Source organism: Ichthyenterobacterium magnum (assembly GCF_003610635.1).
GTDB classification, from domain to species: Bacteria; Bacteroidota; Bacteroidia; order Flavobacteriales; family Flavobacteriaceae; genus Ichthyenterobacterium; species Ichthyenterobacterium magnum.
Genome location: NZ_RAQJ01000002.1, coordinates 24,139 through 41,185, shown reverse-complemented (window position 1 = coordinate 41,185; position 17,047 = coordinate 24,139). Strand labels below are relative to the sequence as shown.

At 29.9% G+C, this 17,047-nt stretch carries 19 protein-coding genes; 12 read left to right on the top strand and 7 right to left on the bottom strand.

Annotated features, from left to right (window positions below; genetic code table 11):
* The first annotated feature begins 6 nt into the window (after nt 1-6).
* Nucleotides 7-765: a 5'-nucleotidase C-terminal domain-containing protein gene (locus BXY80_RS06215; RefSeq protein ID WP_120200407.1), complete on the top strand. Its 759-nt coding sequence runs from the start codon at nt 7-9 to the stop codon at nt 763-765.
* 3 nt (nt 766-768) lie between these two features.
* Nucleotides 769-1,680: a bifunctional metallophosphatase/5'-nucleotidase gene (locus BXY80_RS06210; RefSeq protein WP_120200406.1), complete on the top strand. Its 912-nt coding sequence runs from the start codon at nt 769-771 to the stop codon at nt 1,678-1,680.
* Here BXY80_RS06210 and BXY80_RS06205 read toward each other — a convergent pair.
* Nucleotides 1,677-2,450: a hypothetical protein gene (locus BXY80_RS06205; protein WP_147376107.1), complete on the bottom strand. Its 774-nt coding sequence runs from the start codon at nt 2,448-2,450 to the stop codon at nt 1,677-1,679. The genes BXY80_RS06210 and BXY80_RS06205 overlap by 4 nt on opposite strands.
* Nucleotides 2,451-2,589: 139 nt before the next feature.
* On the opposite strand from BXY80_RS06205, the gene BXY80_RS06200 reads away from it, so the two are divergent.
* Nucleotides 2,590-2,979 (top strand): DoxX family membrane protein, encoded by a 390-nt coding sequence (locus BXY80_RS06200; RefSeq protein ID WP_120200404.1) that lies wholly within the window; start codon nt 2,590-2,592, stop codon nt 2,977-2,979.
* On the opposite strand, the gene BXY80_RS06195 is transcribed toward BXY80_RS06200, so the two are convergent.
* The 5 genes from BXY80_RS06195 to BXY80_RS06175 all read right to left on the bottom strand — a co-directional run bounded on the left by BXY80_RS06195 (nt 2,968) and on the right by BXY80_RS06175 (nt 8,734).
* Nucleotides 2,968-3,702, bottom strand: a complete 735-nt coding sequence (locus BXY80_RS06195) for a hypothetical protein (RefSeq protein ID WP_120200403.1) — start codon at nt 3,700-3,702, stop codon at nt 2,968-2,970. The genes BXY80_RS06200 and BXY80_RS06195 overlap by 12 nt on opposite strands.
* Nucleotides 3,703-3,799: 97 nt before the next feature.
* Entirely contained in the window at nt 3,800-5,794 is a 1,995-nt protein-coding gene (ligA, locus tag BXY80_RS06190; protein WP_120200402.1) for an NAD-dependent DNA ligase LigA, read from the bottom strand.
* 2 nt (nt 5,795-5,796) lie between these two features.
* Nucleotides 5,797-7,395, bottom strand: a complete 1,599-nt coding sequence (locus BXY80_RS06185; RefSeq protein ID WP_120200401.1) for a hypothetical protein — start codon at nt 7,393-7,395, stop codon at nt 5,797-5,799.
* Complete coding sequence (gene prmC / locus BXY80_RS06180) at nt 7,395-8,243, bottom strand: peptide chain release factor N(5)-glutamine methyltransferase (RefSeq protein ID WP_120200400.1); 849 nt, start codon at nt 8,241-8,243, stop codon at nt 7,395-7,397. Before prmC ends, BXY80_RS06185 begins: the two co-directional genes overlap by 1 nt.
* Nucleotides 8,240-8,734 (bottom strand): GNAT family N-acetyltransferase, encoded by a 495-nt coding sequence (locus tag BXY80_RS06175; RefSeq protein WP_120200399.1) that lies wholly within the window; start codon nt 8,732-8,734, stop codon nt 8,240-8,242. The genes prmC and BXY80_RS06175 overlap by 4 nt, the downstream gene beginning before the upstream one ends.
* A gap of 53 nt (nt 8,735-8,787) precedes the next feature.
* On the opposite strand from BXY80_RS06175, the gene BXY80_RS06170 reads away from it, so the two are divergent.
* Genes BXY80_RS06170 through BXY80_RS06150 form a run of 5 tightly spaced genes read left to right on the top strand, consistent with a single transcriptional unit; the run spans nt 8,788 to nt 12,335 of the window.
* The gene (locus tag BXY80_RS06170) at nt 8,788-9,243 is read left to right on the top strand and encodes an LEA type 2 family protein (RefSeq protein ID WP_120200398.1); all 456 of its coding nucleotides are present in this window, start codon (nt 8,788-8,790) and stop codon (nt 9,241-9,243) included.
* Nucleotides 9,244-9,245: 2 nt separating this feature from the next.
* Complete coding sequence (gene ribD / locus BXY80_RS06165; RefSeq protein WP_120200397.1) at nt 9,246-10,250, top strand: bifunctional diaminohydroxyphosphoribosylaminopyrimidine deaminase/5-amino-6-(5-phosphoribosylamino)uracil reductase RibD; 1,005 nt, start codon at nt 9,246-9,248, stop codon at nt 10,248-10,250.
* Complete coding sequence (locus BXY80_RS06160) at nt 10,243-10,854, top strand: HAD-IA family hydrolase (protein ID WP_120200396.1); 612 nt, start codon at nt 10,243-10,245, stop codon at nt 10,852-10,854. The genes ribD and BXY80_RS06160 overlap by 8 nt, the downstream gene beginning before the upstream one ends.
* Nucleotides 10,851-11,714, top strand: a complete 864-nt coding sequence (locus tag BXY80_RS06155; protein WP_120200395.1) for a DMT family transporter — start codon at nt 10,851-10,853, stop codon at nt 11,712-11,714. The genes BXY80_RS06160 and BXY80_RS06155 overlap by 4 nt, the downstream gene beginning before the upstream one ends.
* The gene (locus tag BXY80_RS06150) at nt 11,715-12,335 is read left to right on the top strand and encodes an IMPACT family protein (RefSeq protein WP_120200394.1); all 621 of its coding nucleotides are present in this window, start codon (nt 11,715-11,717) and stop codon (nt 12,333-12,335) included.
* Here BXY80_RS06150 and BXY80_RS06145 read toward each other — a convergent pair.
* Nucleotides 12,332-12,742 carry an acyl-CoA thioesterase gene (locus BXY80_RS06145; RefSeq protein ID WP_120200393.1) on the bottom strand — a complete coding sequence of 137 codons (411 nt, stop codon included), beginning with the start codon at nt 12,740-12,742 and terminating at the stop codon, nt 12,332-12,334. The genes BXY80_RS06150 and BXY80_RS06145 overlap by 4 nt on opposite strands.
* 190 nt (nt 12,743-12,932) lie before the next feature.
* Here BXY80_RS06145 and dnaA point away from each other — a divergent pair, with 190 nt between their 5' ends.
* The 4 genes from dnaA (at nt 12,933) to BXY80_RS06125 (ending at nt 17,041) form a co-directional block, all read left to right on the top strand.
* A complete protein-coding gene (gene dnaA, locus BXY80_RS06140; protein ID WP_120200392.1) occupies nt 12,933-14,360 on the top strand; it encodes a chromosomal replication initiator protein DnaA in 1,428 nt (475 codons plus the stop codon).
* A 9-nt stretch (nt 14,361-14,369) separates the two neighbouring features.
* A complete protein-coding gene (locus BXY80_RS06135; protein ID WP_120200391.1) occupies nt 14,370-14,822 on the top strand; it encodes a low molecular weight protein-tyrosine-phosphatase in 453 nt (150 codons plus the stop codon).
* 78 nt (nt 14,823-14,900) lie between these two features.
* Nucleotides 14,901-16,319: a PQQ-dependent sugar dehydrogenase gene (locus BXY80_RS06130; protein WP_120200390.1), complete on the top strand. Its 1,419-nt coding sequence runs from the start codon at nt 14,901-14,903 to the stop codon at nt 16,317-16,319.
* A 5-nt stretch (nt 16,320-16,324) separates the two neighbouring features.
* Nucleotides 16,325-17,041, top strand: coding sequence for an SAM-dependent methyltransferase (locus BXY80_RS06125; protein ID WP_120200389.1), 717 nt, complete (start codon nt 16,325-16,327; stop codon nt 17,039-17,041).
* Nucleotides 17,042-17,047 lie beyond the last annotated feature (6 nt).

Sequence of the window (17,047 nt, the reverse complement as noted above, 5' to 3'; positions counted from 1 at the left end):
AATCTAATGAATTTTAAATTTCTTATCGTAATACTTTGCATTGCTTTTTTAAGTTCTTGCAAGCAAGATATGTATCTTCATAAAGTTGAAGGCAAACAAATAAATATAAGTGATAGCATTAAACAGAGTACAGAAATTGAAGCATTTATAAAGCCTTATAGAGAACATGTTAATAACAACCTCGATAGCATACTTGCTTATGCTGTTGATACCTACTCAAAAACTGATGGCGAGTATAATACAGCCATTGGTAATATGATGGCAGATGCAGTTTACCAAGAGTCTAATCCAATTTTCAAATCTAGAACTGGTAAAGATATAGATATGGTATTACTTAATCATGGTGGTATTAGAGCTATTATTTCTAAAGGTAATATTAGCAAACGAACCGCTTACGAAGTTATGCCTTTTGACAATTCTGTTGTTGTTGTAGAGCTTAAAGGACAACAAGTAAAAGAATTAGTAAACTATCTTGTTAAAGCAAAACGCGCACATCCAATTTCTAAATTAAAAATTACGCTCGATAAAGACACGCTTTTACAATCTGCTTTTGTTAATGATAAACCTATAGATGTAAATAAAACATATTTTGTTGCCACTAACGATTATTTATATAATGGCGGAGACCGAATGAATTTCTTTAAAACTAATGATAGTCTTTACGTATTAGATTATAAAATTAGAAATGTACTTATTGATTATTTCTCAGAAACTGATACTTTAAGACCAGTTATTGACAATCGCTTTATCCAGTTAAAAAACTAAGCCATGAAAAGAAGAGAGTTTATACAACAAACAGCAGCTGCTTCAGCTTTAATTGGTCTAAGCGGAATTGGGTTACAATCCTTTTCTACTACATCGAAAACAATTACAATTTTACATACTAATGATGTACATAGTCATATAGATTCTTTTGGCCCAAATGATGGCAGAAACCCCAATCAAGGTGGTGTTGCTAGACGTGCAACGTTAATTGAATCAATAAGAAAAAACAATCCTAATACACTTCTTTTAGATGCTGGTGATATTTTTCAAGGTACTCCATATTTTAATTATTATGGTGGTGAGTTAGAATTTAAACTCATGAGTATGCTTAAATATGATTTAGCAACAATAGGCAACCATGATTTCGATAATGGTATTGATGGTTTATATGCACAATTACCACATGCAAAATTTGATTTTGTTTCTGCAAATTATGACTTCACAAATACTATTTTAGATACGCATGTAAAACCATATAAGACATTTATTAAAGGCGGAATAAAAATTGGCGTATTTGGTTTAGGCATAGAATTGCATGGCTTAGTAGATAAAAAAATGTATAAAGAAACTGTTTATCTAGATCCTACTGAAACTGCTCAAGAAATGAGTAGAATATTAAAAGAAGATGAAAAATGCGACCTTATAATTTGCTTATCTCATTTAGGGTATAACTACAGAAATAGACCAGAAAAAATTAGTGATTTAAAGCTCGCAGGAAAAACTAAAGATATAGATTTATTTATTGGCGGACATACACATACATTTTTAAAGAAACCAACTGTAGTTAAAAACTTAGAAGGCAAAAACACGTTGGTAAATCAAGTTGGATGTTACGGAATAAATTTAGGAAGAATAGATTTTCATTTTGATGCAGACAAAAACAAAGCTGCAAACGGAACGTCTATAATTGTTTAATAGGCTAAACTATCTCCACCAGATTTATTTAATACACTAGCATTAGTATGTTCACTATTTATTAACCTAGAATGATGATTAAATACATAAATATAAAATAAGTATAGCCCAATAATATGAAGCACTCTCTCAAAGGTTTCAAAAAGCCAGTAATACACATACATATCGCAAACATAACCAAGCACATCAGAAAAGGCTAAACAGAATGCCATTATCAAAAATATAATTGATTGCGATGTCTCTCTACTTAAATACACAGCAAATGCAAAAAACACCAAACCAATTAATGCAATACCACTAAGCACATATAACACTATACTAACATCATCAACCAAACTCTCCTTAGCAATATTATACAATACATATAAAAAATAAGTGTTTAATGTTAAAACTAACACTAAATAAACAGATACTAAACCTTCAAACTTAACGTGTTTTAATCTACCAAATAAAATAAAAACGAGTAGTAAATAACTACCTATATAAAATGCATTAGATAATTTTAAAGCCAAAAGCCCAAAATTAAACACCGAAAAAACATCTCCTAAAAAAAAGAGTATAAATATTGTAAAAAATACATTTGCAATTCTATTCTTTTGACAAAAGAAAAATGTAAGTAATAAAGTAGTTGTTATAAGCTTAATGACTTTTGGTATCATAATGCTTTCATAATAAGAAGCATAAAATGATAAAATTATCATAGCAAATAGTACAACAACCAAAACTCTATTTGGTGCTATTGTAACCAATTTTTTCATGGTAGAATTCATAAGTAGGTATTACAAATATATAAAAAAATACGAGTTTAAACGATTAATCAATGCGTTTCATCGATTATTTTGTTAAAATTTGATTGCATAAATAGTTTAACTTAATAGTTTCGTCTAAAGCATTATTAAATTCAAATAAATGAAAAAACATATTCCTTTGGCTTTACGAATTATAGTAGCGGTTATTTTAATTCAAACCTTACGTTTTAAATTTTCTGCTCACCCAGATAGTGTTTACATTTTCACACAAGTAGGCTTAGAACCTTACGGAAGAATTGGCATTGGGGTTTTAGAACTTATCGCAGGAATTTTATTATTAATTCCTAAAACTGTTTGGTCTGGAGCAGTTTTAACTATTGGTATTATTGGTGGAGCAATTATGATGCACTTAACACAATTAGGTATTGAAGTAAACAATGATGGAGGCGTATTATTTATAACTGCTGTAATTACATTTTTATTAGCTTTAATACTGCTATTTATTTACAGAAAGACCATTCCGTTTATTGGCAAAAAACTAAACTTTTAATTTTTCTCTAATAGGTTCAAATTGTTCTGTATGCACAAGTATTGATTGCAAGTAAAAAAACAAAAATGCAAATACAAAGCAAACCGAACAAATAACATTAAGCATAATACTGTCTGATACATAAAAATAGGCAAGCTGAATAACTTCAGAAAAAACAATAAAGATTGATCCAATTAATAAGTTCATAGATTTTTTATCATCTCTATACATGTAACTTATTAGTGCCAAAGATAATAGCACCATTATTACTGTATTATATACAAACTCTAAAGAATACTCATAAAAACTCAATTGTCCTTTAGTAGTACCTGTTACAATTAATACACAAAACACATCTAGTATTAATAATAACAATATTTGAATTGGTAACTTAGAGACTACTGCTCTAAAATTCATGTCTTTAATAACTCTAATTATAAGGAATATATAAGACATTATATACAAAATATTACTAGCGTAATAAAAATAATCTATAGATGCATCATAATCAATTAAAACATACCAAGAAATAAACCCTAGAATTTCTGCTAGAGTAAAAAAGATTAAAAACATAAAAAAGAAAAAACGTTTATGCCTTACAGTATTAACATACAAAGCAGTTAGTGTAAGTAATGCCAATGTACGTACTCCTGAAGCTTCAACTTCATATTCAAAAAATTGAAATCCCAAAAAAACTACACTTAGAACAACTAAAAAGGGAATTAAAATTTGCTTTGTTTGCATTTGTTAAACTATTATATCTGAGACAAATATATAATAATTTTACAATTAAACGTATAAAATTGCATTTAATCGATAAAATAATATAAAAAGTAGGAATTTACACCAATTTACTTAAAAACTCTTGCTCGGTTATAATAGGGATATTAAGTGATTCTGCTTTGTTACGCTTACTTGGTCCCATTTTATCTCCAGCAACTACAAAATTGGTTTTAGAAGAAATAGATGATGCTACTTTACCACCATTATCTTCAATAAGTTTTTTAAGTTCATTTCTAGAAATAGTTTCAAAAACACCAGAAACTACAAAAGCTAATCCTTTAAGTATATCTGTTTGATTTGCCAACTTTTCAGCTGACAGCTCAAATTGCAATCCAAAGGCTTTTAAACGTATAATAATATGTCTATTTTCTTCATTGCCGAAAAACTCTACTACGCTTTCTGCAATTCTTTCACCAATTTCATCAACAGAAACCAAATCTATAATAGTAGCTTGAGATAAAGCTTCAATAGTTTTATAGTGTTTAGCCAATTTTTTAGCAACTGTTTCTCCAACATATCTAATACCTAATGCAAACAATAAGCGCTCAAACGGTATCTGTTTAGAACTATGTATACCTTTAACTAAATTTTCTGCGCTTTTTTCTGCCATACGTTCTAGCGGAATCACTTGCTCTTTAGTCAGCTCATACAAGTCTGAATAATTAGAAATCAAGCCTTCTTTTACCAAAAGCGCAACTGTTTCACCACCAAGACCATCAATATCCATTGCTTTTCTTGATATAAAATGCTGAATACGACCAATGATTTGAGGATTACACCCATTATAATTTGGGCAATAATGCTTAGCATCTCCTTCTTGCCTTATCAATTCTGTTTCGCACTCAGGACATGTACTTATATATTGTACAGGCTGAGAATTTTCTTTACGTTTACTTAAATCTACAGCAACTATTTTAGGGATTATTTCACCTCCTTTTTCGACAAACACCTCATCTCCTACTCTAATATCTAATTTTTCAATCTGGTCTGCATTATGCAATGAAGCTCTTTTAACTGTTGTTCCTGCCAACTCTACAGGTTCTAAATTGGCAACTGGAGTAATAGCTCCAGTACGCCCAACTTGATATGAGATACTATTTAAACGCGTAGATACCTGTTCTGCTTTAAATTTATATGCAATTGCCCAACGAGGCGCTTTGGCAGTATAACCTAACTCATCTTGCTGCTGCAAATTATTTACCTTAATTACTACACCATCTGTTTCGTATGGTAAATCATGACGATGCACATCCCAATAATTAATAAACTCAAAAACAGCATCGATGGTATGAACTAGCTTAGCAGCTTTAGGGACTTTAAAACCCATTTCTCTTGCTTTTTGTAAACTTTCAAATTGCGTGTTTATATTTAGATTATTTCCTGTAATATTATAAAGTAAACATTCTAGTGGACGCTTAGCTACTTCTGCGCTATCTTGAAGTTTTAAGCTTCCAGAAGCTGTGTTTCTAGGATTACGATAAGGTTCTTCTCCAGCTTCAATACGTTCTTCATTCATTTTATTAAAACCCTTAAAAGGCAAAACAATTTCGCCTCTTATATCAAACTTTTGTGGATAATCACCTTTTAACTGTAATGGCACAGATTTTATGGTTTTAATATTAGCGGTAACATTATCTCCTTGCGTACCATCACCTCGAGTAACTGCTTTTAATAAACTTCCGTTCTCATAGGTTAAACTAATTGAAGCGCCATCATACTTAAGTTCGCAAGTATATTGTATATCTCCATCTACAATCTTTTTTATACGCTTTTCCCAATCTAATAAGTCTTCTTTAGAATATGAATTATCTAAAGAATACATTCTGTATTCATGAACAATAGTTTCAAAATTTTTAGTAATCTCGCCTCCTACTCTTAATGTTGGAGAATTAGCATCATAAAATTCTGGATGTTTTTTTTCTAAAGTTTGAAGTTCTTTTAGTTTAACATCAAACTCATAATCAGAAATTATTGGATTATCTAAAACATAATAATTGTAGTTATGCGCTCTTAACTCTTCTCTTAATTCGTTTATTTTTAATTCTATGCTCATTCTTATTTAACCTCTAACAAATCTAATAAATGCTCTTTAATTTTATATCTATAATAAAAATAGTTATCGCTATCTGAATAACACCCTGTTGCTCCCCAAAATTTAAACACAAACTCATTATTACTTAGCCAAAAAATTTCATTTTTAGTTTTGTTTTTCACAAAACTTAGATGTTTATACTCCTCTATATCATAATGTATTTCTAGAGTTTTAATAATCTTATTATTAACTATTTTATCTATAAAAAGTGTTCTTTGATTAGGGCATTCGGCATCATAATCTACAGACACAATGTATGATTTATCTGGAGACATATGTGGATAGCCGCCTATATAAGTATCTAACAACTCACCATTTTTTTTATTAAAAAAATCAAAGTGCTGATACATAAAAATCATTTGAGAATTTATAATAAAAGCATTCTCGAAATTTGAATCTTCACTTACATAAAAGGTTTTTGTTGGACTATATTCTGATTGGTAAGTTGTATCTTTAAATTGCAGCTGCTTTCCGTTTACGGCTTTTATAGTAACTAGCTTGCCTTGTTTATAACGACTAGTAACATCTTTAATATTAGGCTTTTTTATAACTTTATTTAGGTAGTTATCTATGTTTACCTCTTCAACTTCTAACAACTCACTTAAATTAAACGGTATTAAATGCTTTTTATTAATACTCAAGCCTTCGTAACGATAATCATCATTACCTGTTGTAGCATTTTCAAATAAAAACCCATCAAACACATAACCAATGTTTGAATTATGCAGATAAAAATTCTCCTCTTTATTTAGTTCTTCTGGGTTAATTATAACTTTTGCCTTTTGACCGATAATAGGCTTTCCATTATTATCAATCTCAATTTTATCTTTAGAGTACTCTAAAACAGAAATAGTTTCTAAATAATTAAACTTACCTAGCTTATTACCCAAAGAATCTCTAATTATTAATCCATTTTTAGCTTTAACAACACGCTGCTCAAAAGTGTTTTTATACACTTCAAAATCGCTATATTCTATTAAAGGCAAGTAATTAAAAGTGATTGGCAATGGTTTTTTTTTAAAAGTTCCGTCACTGTTTAAGTAATACTCAATATCCTGGAAATTATCTTTATTATGAACAAACAACCTATTATTGTAAACGTAAGTTTCTGTTGCGTTCATTTTTTTAGTTAAATCAAAATATGAAACATCTATTGCATCAATAAACTTGTAATCATTTGTGTAATTAGCAAGTTTATACAGCATCTGTTTATTTTCGTCATATTGATAAATAACAAAAGATTTAAAATCTTTACTAAACCCAATATCTAGAGCCATTCCAAATTTTGAGTTTACATTATTAGATTTGAAAATCTCATGAACTTTTAGAATATTCAATTGCTCTTTAGAAAGTAAATGATATGTATCGAATATTCTTGATGAAATTAAGTATGGTTTCTTTAATTTCATAAAACCAACCCTTGCTAAAAAGTCCTTTTTAAAACTTTCGATGAAAACACTATTATTTTCTACCTCATCTTTTATTATTGTATCTGCCTTTTTTTCAGATTGATTACAAGCAAAGACAAGTATTAAAGCAAATATGAATATAAAAACTCTCATTAACTCTTTATTCCTTTTACCATTCTATCATTACCAAAAATATCTTGCTTTAATTCTATAGCTTTGAAATGTTGCTTCTCCAATAGAAGTTTTATATCATTTGCTAAATATTGATTAATCTCAAAATATAATTGTCCGTTAGGCTTTAATAAATTATGAGATTGTTCTGCAATTTTTCTATAAAACACTAACGCATCATCATCTTCTACAAATAAAGCTAAATGAGGTTCATGTTGTAACACATTTGGTTTCATTGCACTCTTTTCCTTTTCTCTTACATAAGGTGGATTAGATACTATGATATCAAACTCAATATTTTCAATAATAAAATCGAGGGCATCGGCTTCAATAAATTCAACGTCTACTTTATTTAACTTAGCATTACTATTAGCTGTTTTTAAAGCTTCTTTACTAATATCTAATGCATAGATTTTTGCATGAGGCAAATGCTTTGCTAATGTAATAGCAATACAACCACTTCCTGTACCAATATCTAAAATAGAAATATTCTCTTTTAATTTATTTTCCTTAATAATCCAATCTACAAGTTCTTCGGTTTCTGGTCTAGGAATCAACACAGAGTTATCAACTTTAAAAGGCAATCCATAAAATTCTGTTTCCCCTAATATGTACTGTATTGGTTTATATGCTTGCAAACCATTAATAGCATTTTGATATTTATCATACTTCTTCCCTGAAACCAACATGTATAAATTTAATGAAACGTCTATACGTTTCATTTTTAAAATATGCTCAGTCAACAAATTAAAAAAGGATTGGATCTCTGTTTCTGGATAATAACCCAATAGTTCGTTATTAAAATAAGTTCTTAAAGATTTTAAAATCATAGTAGTGTTTTTATCATCCAAACACCACAAGCATAATGCCCTGTATTGCCAAGAGGTCTATCTAAGTGTTTAAACCCAGACGATTCATAAATATGTATTGCTGCTTTTAGCTGAGAAGCAGACTCTAAATAACAGGTTTCATAACCAAAAGTTTTTGCGGCTTGCATACACTTTTCAAACATTGTTTTACCAAATCCCTGACCTCTAATTTTAGGTGAAAAATACATTTTTTGAAGCTCACACACATTATCATCATTAGCTTTTAAATGCTTAATTCCGCCGCCGCCAAAAACCTCATTTTCATTAGCTATAACAAAGTACACTTCTTTATCTCCTTGATTAGACTCATACATTAATGGTGTTTCAGCATCTTCATAAGCCGTACCTTCTAAAGGGATATTAAACTCATGAAAACAAGCTTTGATAATAGCTTCAATTTGCGCATTGTCTTTATGCTCAATTTCTCTTATAACTATATGCTCTTTGCTCACTTTATTATACTATTTTTGTGTTGTGAAGATACACTAATTCTAAAAAAAATATAATGAAGAAGCTTATAATCTTATCAACAATAGCTTTGGTTTTTTTTGCCTGTTCAGTAAATGAAAAACCAGAATTTTTAAGAGTTGAAAACATAAAAGTATTAGAGTCTACAAAAGACTATGTAACACTAACGGCAGATGCATTATTTATAAACCCAAATGATATTAGTGGCCAACTAAAAACTGATGGTATTAAAGTTTTTGTTAACGATAATGAAATGGCATCTGTAAGTACAGAAAGTTTTAAAGTACCTGCTAAAAAAGAATTTTCTATTCCTTTAAAAGCAAATATTCCAGCAGATAGCATTTTTAGTGGTAAAAGTATTAGTGGCTTAATTGGAAGTTTAATTAGTCAAAAACTTAAAGTACAATATGTAGGTGATATTAAATATAAAATTTTAGGCTTTTCACATACTTATACTATTGACAAAACAGAACAAGTAAAGATTAAGCTTTAATATTGACTAAGCACGAAACATATATACAGCGCTGCATTACAATCGCAAAAAATGGTTTAGGAGTAACTGCTCCAAACCCAATGGTTGGTTGCGTTATAGTTTATGATAGCAAGATAATTGCAGAAGGCTACACAAGTGCTTATGGTGGCAATCATGCTGAAGTTAATGCAATTCAAAAAGTAAAAAATAAAGATTTATTAAAAAAATCAACACTTTATGTCACGCTTGAGCCATGTTCTCATTTTGGAAAAACTCCACCTTGCAGTGATTTAATAATAAAGTATAAAATTCCAAATGTCGTTATTGGTACTACAGACACAAACAGTAAGGTTTATGGAAAAGGCATCAAAAAACTAAAAGCATCTGGATGCAATGTTACGGTTGGTGTTTTAGAAAATCAATGCAAAGCACATCATAAACGTTTTTTTACATTCCATAATAAAAAGCGCCCATATATTATTTTGAAATGGGCAGAAACTAAAGATGGATTTATAGCTCCTAAATCTAGAGATGAACAAAAACCTGTTTGGATTACTAATGCCATTTCTAGACAATTAGTCCATAAATGGAGAGCAGAAGAACAAGCAATTTTGGTTGGTACAAATACTGTAACTGAAGATAATCCATCACTAACAATAAGAACTTGGACAGGGAAAAACCCTATTCGTGTCGTTTTAGATAAGAAATTAAAATTAGATAAAACGCTGCAGATATTTGATGATGAAGCTGAAACTATAATAATTTCAAAAGAAACTATTGACTATAACAAACCAATAGCTAAACAAGTTTGTAACACTTTACATCAAAAAAACATCACCTCTATCATTATTGAAGGTGGCGCACAAACACTACAAACTTTTATAGATGAAAATCTTTGGGACGAAGCTCGTATATTCACCGGAAACACAAAATTTAACTTTGGTACAAAAGCTCCAAAAATAGCAGGTTGCTTAACATCAGAGCAAAACCTTTTAGAGGATAACCTTAAAATATATGTAAATGATTAAAACCTTAATATTCGATTTTGGTGATGTTTTTATAAATTTAGATAAAGAAGGCGCTATGCAAAATGCTCTAGATTTATTTAAATTAAATGAATTTCCTGAAGAACTACTAGCCATTAACAGCTTATATGAACAAGGTTTAATTTCTACCAATGAGTTTCTAGAATTCTATATAGAAAATTTTCCAGGAGTATCAAAAAATGAGATTATCAACGCTTGGAATTTTATTCTGAAAGATTTCCCTAAACATCGCTTAGACTTCATTAAGCAACTCAAAAAAGAAAAAAAGTATAAGCTTATTTTATTAAGCAACACTAATGAAATGCATATTGATTGGATAAAGGAAAACGTGTCATTCTATGAAGCATTTAAAAACTGTTTTGATGCATTTTACTTATCTCACGAAATTAAATTAAGAAAACCGAATGCAGATATTTATCAATTTGTTTTAAACGAAAACAATATATTAGCAAAAGAATCTTTGTTTATTGACGACACTCAAGAAAATACCGAAGCCGCAAATCAACTAAACATCAATACTTGGCTTATCAACCCTAAAACAGAAGATGTAACAAACTTATTTATCATTAAAAAAGATTTCTTTTGATTTATCTTCTTTTAAGCATTACCGCTTCAACCTTAATTTTTATAATATTTAAGCTCTTTAATTATTACAAAATAGACACACTCCAAGCTATTGTTACAAACTACATAATTGCTTGCATTTACGGCTTACTGAGTTGTGATGCTTCAATACAACTAACCGAAATAGCAAATGCTAAATGGTTTTATGGTGCATTTGCCTTAGGGTTTCTCTTTATTTTTGTATTCAACATCATGGCCTTAACAGCACAACGTAACGGATTATCAGTAGCGTCTGTAGCTTCAAAAATGAGTGTTATTATTCCTATAATTTTTGGCATATATGTTTACAATGAAAGTGTTGGAACACAAAAAATATTAGGGATTTTACTAGCACTAATCGCCGTGTATTTAGCTTCAGTAAAATCTAAAACAAAAATAAATTTTAAAAAGAACTTACGTTTTCCTTTACTGCTTTTTATAGGAGCCGGAACTATAGATACATCAATAAAATATTTAGAAACAACATATGTAGCAGAAAATGGTGTACCTCTTTTTTCTGCAACCATTTTTGCTTTTGCAGGAATAATTGGTCTAAGTATTCTCATTTTTAAAATAGCCAAAAGAGACTTCCGTTTTGAGTCAAAAAATATTTATGGCGGAATCATTTTAGGCATTGTTAATTACTACTCAATTATTTTTTTACTAAAAGCTTTAAATTTTGAAGGTGCAGAAAGCTCCTCAATTTTTACAGTAAATAACGTAGCAATAGTAATGTTATCTTGTCTTTTGGGCTTATTCTTTTTTAAAGAACGCATCACAAAAAAGAATTGGCTCGGAATTGGATTAGCAATTGTATCCATTTTTTTAGTAACATTGGCATAAATGGAAATAAAAGACACATATAAAACCATAACAAAAGCATCAAAAGAAGTGCTTTTTAAAGACAAAAACAGTAAGTTTTTTGGTTATGCTTTTCCTGTTTTAAATGAAACAGACATTAAAACACATATCGAAGCTTTAAAAAAACAACACCATGCTGCTCGTCATTGGTGTTATGCTTATCAATTAGGAACCCAAGAAGCAAACTATAATTTTAGAGCTAATGATGATGGCGAACCAAACAATAGTGCAGGAATGCCAATTTACGGACAAATACAGTCTTTTGATGTTACTAATATATTAATAGTAGTTGTTCGCTATTTTGGAGGTGTTAAATTAGGCGTTGGCGGATTAATTAACGCCTATAAAACTGGAGCCCAAATGGCTCTAGAGCAATCTAACATTATTGAAAAAACGGTAAATATTGAATATCAAATCACTTTTGATTATAAAAACATGAACAAAGTGATGCGAATAATAAAAGAGAAGCAATTAAAAATTGTAAATCAAGTTTTAGAATTAGATTGTAAAATTATTATTTCTGTACGTTTAAAAATTGCTGAAGCGATTTTTGAAACATTTAATACACTTTACGAAATTGACATTAAGAAGTTAAACGATTAATCTTGTAGTTTATCTAAAATATATTGTGGGCATCTTGTAGGCCTATTCTTATTAACATCCATAAATACCAAAACTGAATTTCCGGTCGTTAAAATTTCATCATTTTCATTCGTGATTTCATAATCAAATTCAATTCTTGCAGAAGGCATTTTTTTTAATTGGGTTTTTACTTTAATAAGATCATCATAACGTGCTGACTTTTTGTAATTTATAAGAAGAGAAATTACTGGCAACATAATACCTTGATTTTCCATTTCTTTATAAGACAAGCCCATTTTACGCAGCCACTCAGTCCTTCCTATTTCAAAATACTGCACATAATTGCCATGATATACAATTCCCATCTGGTCTGTTTCTCCATAACGTATACGAATATTTATTTCATCGTGTTTTAATAGATTTGGCATAAACTTTAGATTTTTTTTTGTAATTTCAACGAGAATTAAACATGAGGAAAAATTTCTAAAAATTCAACCCTTTTTGATTTTTTTTTTAAGAAATTTGTTCACATATTTGTCATGCTAAAAATTATTCAGGAGAAACTCGAATTTCTCTTTTTTTTGCTAACAAACTAACAACAAAAATTAAACTTAGAGAATGGATATAACTGCGCAATCGGTTTGGGATAATTGTCTGTCATTTATAAAAGATAATATACAACCTCAAGCATACAAAACTTGGTTTGAACCCATAATCGCAGTAAAATTTTCTGACAACGCATTAAGCATTCAAGTACCTAGTAAATTCTTTTACGAATGGCTTGAAGAACATTATGTAAAAATATTAAAAGTTGCACTTACTAAAGAACTAGGAGAATCTGCAAAGCTGGTTTATGTTATTAAGATGGAAAACACTTATGGAAATAAGCAACCATTTACAGAAAAAATACCGAGTTCAAATAGAAGTGCTGTTAAATCTCAAGATGTTGATATTCCATTAAACAACAAAAACCCAGAACTCAAAAATCCTTTTGTAATTCCAGGAATTAGAAATGTAAAAATTGAATCTCAACTCAATCCAAATTATAATTTCGAGAATTTTTTAGAAGGCGATTCTAATCGCTTAGCAAGAAATGCAGGTATTGCAGTTGCAAATAAACCAGGAGGCACATCATTTAATCCTTTATTAATTTTTGGAGGTGTTGGTTTAGGAAAAACCCATTTAGCGCATGCTATTGGTATTGACATTAAAGATAAGTATCCTGAAAAAACAGTTTTATATATTTCAGCTGAAAAATTTACACAACAATATATTGACTCTGTAAAAAAGAATAATAGAAATGATTTTATTCACTTCTACCAAATTATTGATGTTTTAATCATTGATGATGTTCAGTTCTTATCTGGAAAAACTGGAACACAAGATGTGTTTTTTCATATTTTTAATCACCTGCACCAAAACGGGAAACAAGTTATTTTAACTAGTGATAAAGCTCCTGTAGATATGCAAGATATCGAACAACGTTTACTATCTCGATTTAAATGGGGACTTTCTGCTGAGTTACAAAGTCCAGATTTTGAGACACGTGTTTCTATACTAAAAAACAAATTGTATCGTGATGGAGTTGAAATGCCAGAAGATATTATTGAGTATGTTGCAAAGCATATTAAAACTAATGTTCGTGAGCTTGAAGGTGCTATCATTTCTTTAATTGCGCAATCATCTTTCAACAAAAAAGAGATTACTATTAATCTTGCAAAAGAAATTGTCGAGAAGTTTGTCAAAAATACTAAGCGTGAAGTATCCATAGATTACATACAAAAAGTAGTTTCAGATTACTTTCAAATGGATGTAAGCACACTACAATCTAAAACTAGAAAAAGACACATTGTACAGGCTAGACAACTCGCTATGTTTTTTGCAAAAAAATACACAAAAGCATCTCTTGCAAGTATTGGTTCTCAAATTGGAAAACGCGATCACGCTACTGTACTTCATGCCTGCAAAACAGTTGATAATCTTTCTTCTACCGACAAGCAATTTAGAAAGTATGTTGAAGATTTAGCAAAAAAATTAGCTCTTTAAAAACATAAGATGACCAAAATACTCATGGTTTGCTTAGGTAATATTTGCCGCTCTCCACTAGCCCATGGTATTCTTCAATCTAAATTACCTTTAGATACTTTTTATGTAGATTCTGCAGGAACTGCAAATTATCATATTGGCAAACAACCAGATAGTCGCTCCATAAAAGTTGCTAATACAAATGGGATAGATATTTCTCATCAAAAGGCAAGACAATTTAAGGTTTCAGACTTCAATACCTTCGATTTAATTTACGCTATGGATCAATCAAACTTTAACAACATAGCGAGATTAGCCAGAAACACAAATGATATAGAGAAAGTAAAGCTCATTTTAGAAGAAGATGATAGTGTTTCTAACAAAAATGTTCCTGACCCATATTATGGTGATATTACAAATTTTGAACATGTATTTGCCATTTTAAATTCTGCCTGTGAAGTGATTTCTAAAAAAATTATGTAAGCCCTTTATTACATATATTTTATACAACTAGTGTTTTTTTTGTATTTTGTAAAAAAACACTCCCAAAATAGCAGAAAAATGAAAAATTTAACCTTAGTACTTATGTCCTTAATTGGGCTTTTTTGTAATGCTCAAGACATACAAATTGAATCATTTGCAACTGGTTTTAACATGCCGGTTAGCATAAAAAATGCTGGAGACAGTAGACTTTTTGTAGTTGAAAAACAAGGACTTATAAAGATTTTAAATGATGATGGTTCTGTAGAAGCTACTCCATTTTTAAACATAGATAATTTAGTTGTTGATATTACTGACCCAAATGACGAAAGAGGACTACTTGGCCTCACATTTCATCCAAACTACGTTACTAACGGTCACTTTTATGTAAATTATATTAATAATAGCGGAAATACTATTATCTCTAGATTCACAAGAAACACAGTAAACGAAGCAGATGTCAATTCAGAATTAATTTTAATGACCATAAACCAACCCTTTGCAAATCATAATGGTGGAGATTTAGCTTTTGATTCAAACGGTTATTTATTTATAGCAACTGGAGATGGTGGATCTGCAGAAGATCCTGGAGACAGGTCGCAAAACATAACACTACTCCTTGGGAAAATGTTACGTATTGATGTTGATAACACAAGTACGGGGAAAAACTATGCAATCCCAAATGACAATCCATATGCTACCTCAGCTGATGGTGCTAATGATCCACGCCCTGAAATTTGGGCATATGGACTGAGAAACCCTTGGAAATTTTCTTTCGACACACAAACTAATGAACTATGGATAGCAGATGTAGGACAATACAGTATCGAAGAAATTAATATGGTATCTGAATCTACTCCAAACATAAACTATGGATGGAGATGCTATGAAGGAAACAGCATATTTAATTCTACAGATTGTCCAGCTTCAAGTACGCTTACATTCCCTGTAGCTCAGTATAATCATTCTGGTAACGGTCCTTTTAAATGTTCTATTTCTGGTGGATTTAGATATAGAGGTACAATGTATCCAAACTTACAAGGGCTTTACTTTTTTGCAGATTATTGTAGTAATGAAATTGGAACTTTGGAATCTTCTGGTAGTAATTGGAACATGTCTTTTACACAGCAATTTTCTGGAAATGGATGGGTAGCTTTTGGCGAAGATGCAAATAAAGAACTTTATATAGCTGGCATAAATTCGGGTTCAATTTTTAAAATAGTTGATGCTAATTTAAGTGTTGATGAAAATCAATTAAACAAAATAAAAATGCACCCTAATCCTGCAAATGAATTTTTAACCATTGATTTTTCTAACCTGAGTAACCAATTACAAACAATCAACATCTATGATATTCAAGGAAAGCTTATAAAATCTGTAACAAATTTTAATGAGCAAATAATAAAATTGCCAATGAATACTATTTCTAATGGCTTATATTTGGTAGAAATTATAGACAATAACGGATTAAAAAACATTCGTAAACTTATTATAGAATAGATTGTATGAATTCAAATTATGGTAAACTATATTTAATTCCAACGCGTCTTGGAGACAATCCACCTTTAGAAGTTCTACCAATATCAGTAAAAAAAATTATTGAATTGGTAGATGATTATATCGTTGAAAACGAAAAAACAGCAAGACGTTTTATAAAAAAAATAAGTTCTAGAAAACCTCAATCTTCATTAAAATTAAAACTATTAAACAAATTCACCTTAGAAGAAGAGTTACCTAGTTTTTTAGATGCATGTAAAAATGGCAAACCTATGGGATTGCTCTCAGAAGCTGGCTGTCCAGGCATTGCAGATCCTGGAGCAGATATAGTAAAATTAGCACATCAAAACAATATCCAAGTAGTACCATTAGTTGGACCTTCATCTATAGTTTTAGCTTTAATGAGCTCTGGAATGAATGGCCAAAGTTTTGCTTTTAATGGATATATTCCTATTGACAAAGGTGAACGTAAAGCAACACTAAAAAGACTTGAGCGTATCTCATTAGAACAAAATCAAACACAACTCTTTATTGAAACGCCTTATAGAAATAATCAAATTCTTGAAGACATCTGTAAAACATTGCATCCACAAACTAGAGTTTGTGTTGCTTGTGATATAACACTGCCTAGCGAATTTATTAAAACGATGACTGTAAATGAATGGAAAAAAATAAAGATTGATTTACATAAACGTCCATCAATCTTTATTATACACAGAGACTAACTAATT

Coding starts and splice junctions, on each gene's coding strand:
- prmC (WP_120200400.1), bottom strand. CDS start 8,243: ATGATTTTAAAATCTTTAAGAACTTATTTTAATAACGAACTATTGGGT.
- BXY80_RS06145 (WP_120200393.1), bottom strand. CDS start 12,742: ATGCCAAATCTATTAAAACACGATGAAATAAATATTCGTATACGTTAT.
- BXY80_RS06205 (WP_147376107.1), bottom strand. CDS start 2,450: ATGAATTCTACCATGAAAAAATTGGTTACAATAGCACCAAATAGAGTT.
- BXY80_RS06135 (WP_120200391.1), top strand. CDS start 14,370: ATGACCAAAATACTCATGGTTTGCTTAGGTAATATTTGCCGCTCTCCA.
- BXY80_RS06185 (WP_120200401.1), bottom strand. CDS start 7,395: ATGAGAGTTTTTATATTCATATTTGCTTTAATACTTGTCTTTGCTTGT.
- ligA (WP_120200402.1), bottom strand. CDS start 5,794: ATGAGCATAGAATTAAAAATAAACGAATTAAGAGAAGAGTTAAGAGCG.
- BXY80_RS06150 (WP_120200394.1), top strand. CDS start 11,715: ATGGAAATAAAAGACACATATAAAACCATAACAAAAGCATCAAAAGAA.
- BXY80_RS06125 (WP_120200389.1), top strand. CDS start 16,325: ATGAATTCAAATTATGGTAAACTATATTTAATTCCAACGCGTCTTGGA.
- BXY80_RS06200 (WP_120200404.1), top strand. CDS start 2,590: ATGAAAAAACATATTCCTTTGGCTTTACGAATTATAGTAGCGGTTATT.
- BXY80_RS06170 (WP_120200398.1), top strand. CDS start 8,788: ATGAAGAAGCTTATAATCTTATCAACAATAGCTTTGGTTTTTTTTGCC.
- BXY80_RS06210 (WP_120200406.1), top strand. CDS start 769: ATGAAAAGAAGAGAGTTTATACAACAAACAGCAGCTGCTTCAGCTTTA.
- BXY80_RS06215 (WP_120200407.1), top strand. CDS start 7: ATGAATTTTAAATTTCTTATCGTAATACTTTGCATTGCTTTTTTAAGT.
- BXY80_RS06160 (WP_120200396.1), top strand. CDS start 10,243: ATGATTAAAACCTTAATATTCGATTTTGGTGATGTTTTTATAAATTTA.
- BXY80_RS06130 (WP_120200390.1), top strand. CDS start 14,901: ATGAAAAATTTAACCTTAGTACTTATGTCCTTAATTGGGCTTTTTTGT.
- BXY80_RS06195 (WP_120200403.1), bottom strand. CDS start 3,702: ATGCAAACAAAGCAAATTTTAATTCCCTTTTTAGTTGTTCTAAGTGTA.
- dnaA (WP_120200392.1), top strand. CDS start 12,933: ATGGATATAACTGCGCAATCGGTTTGGGATAATTGTCTGTCATTTATA.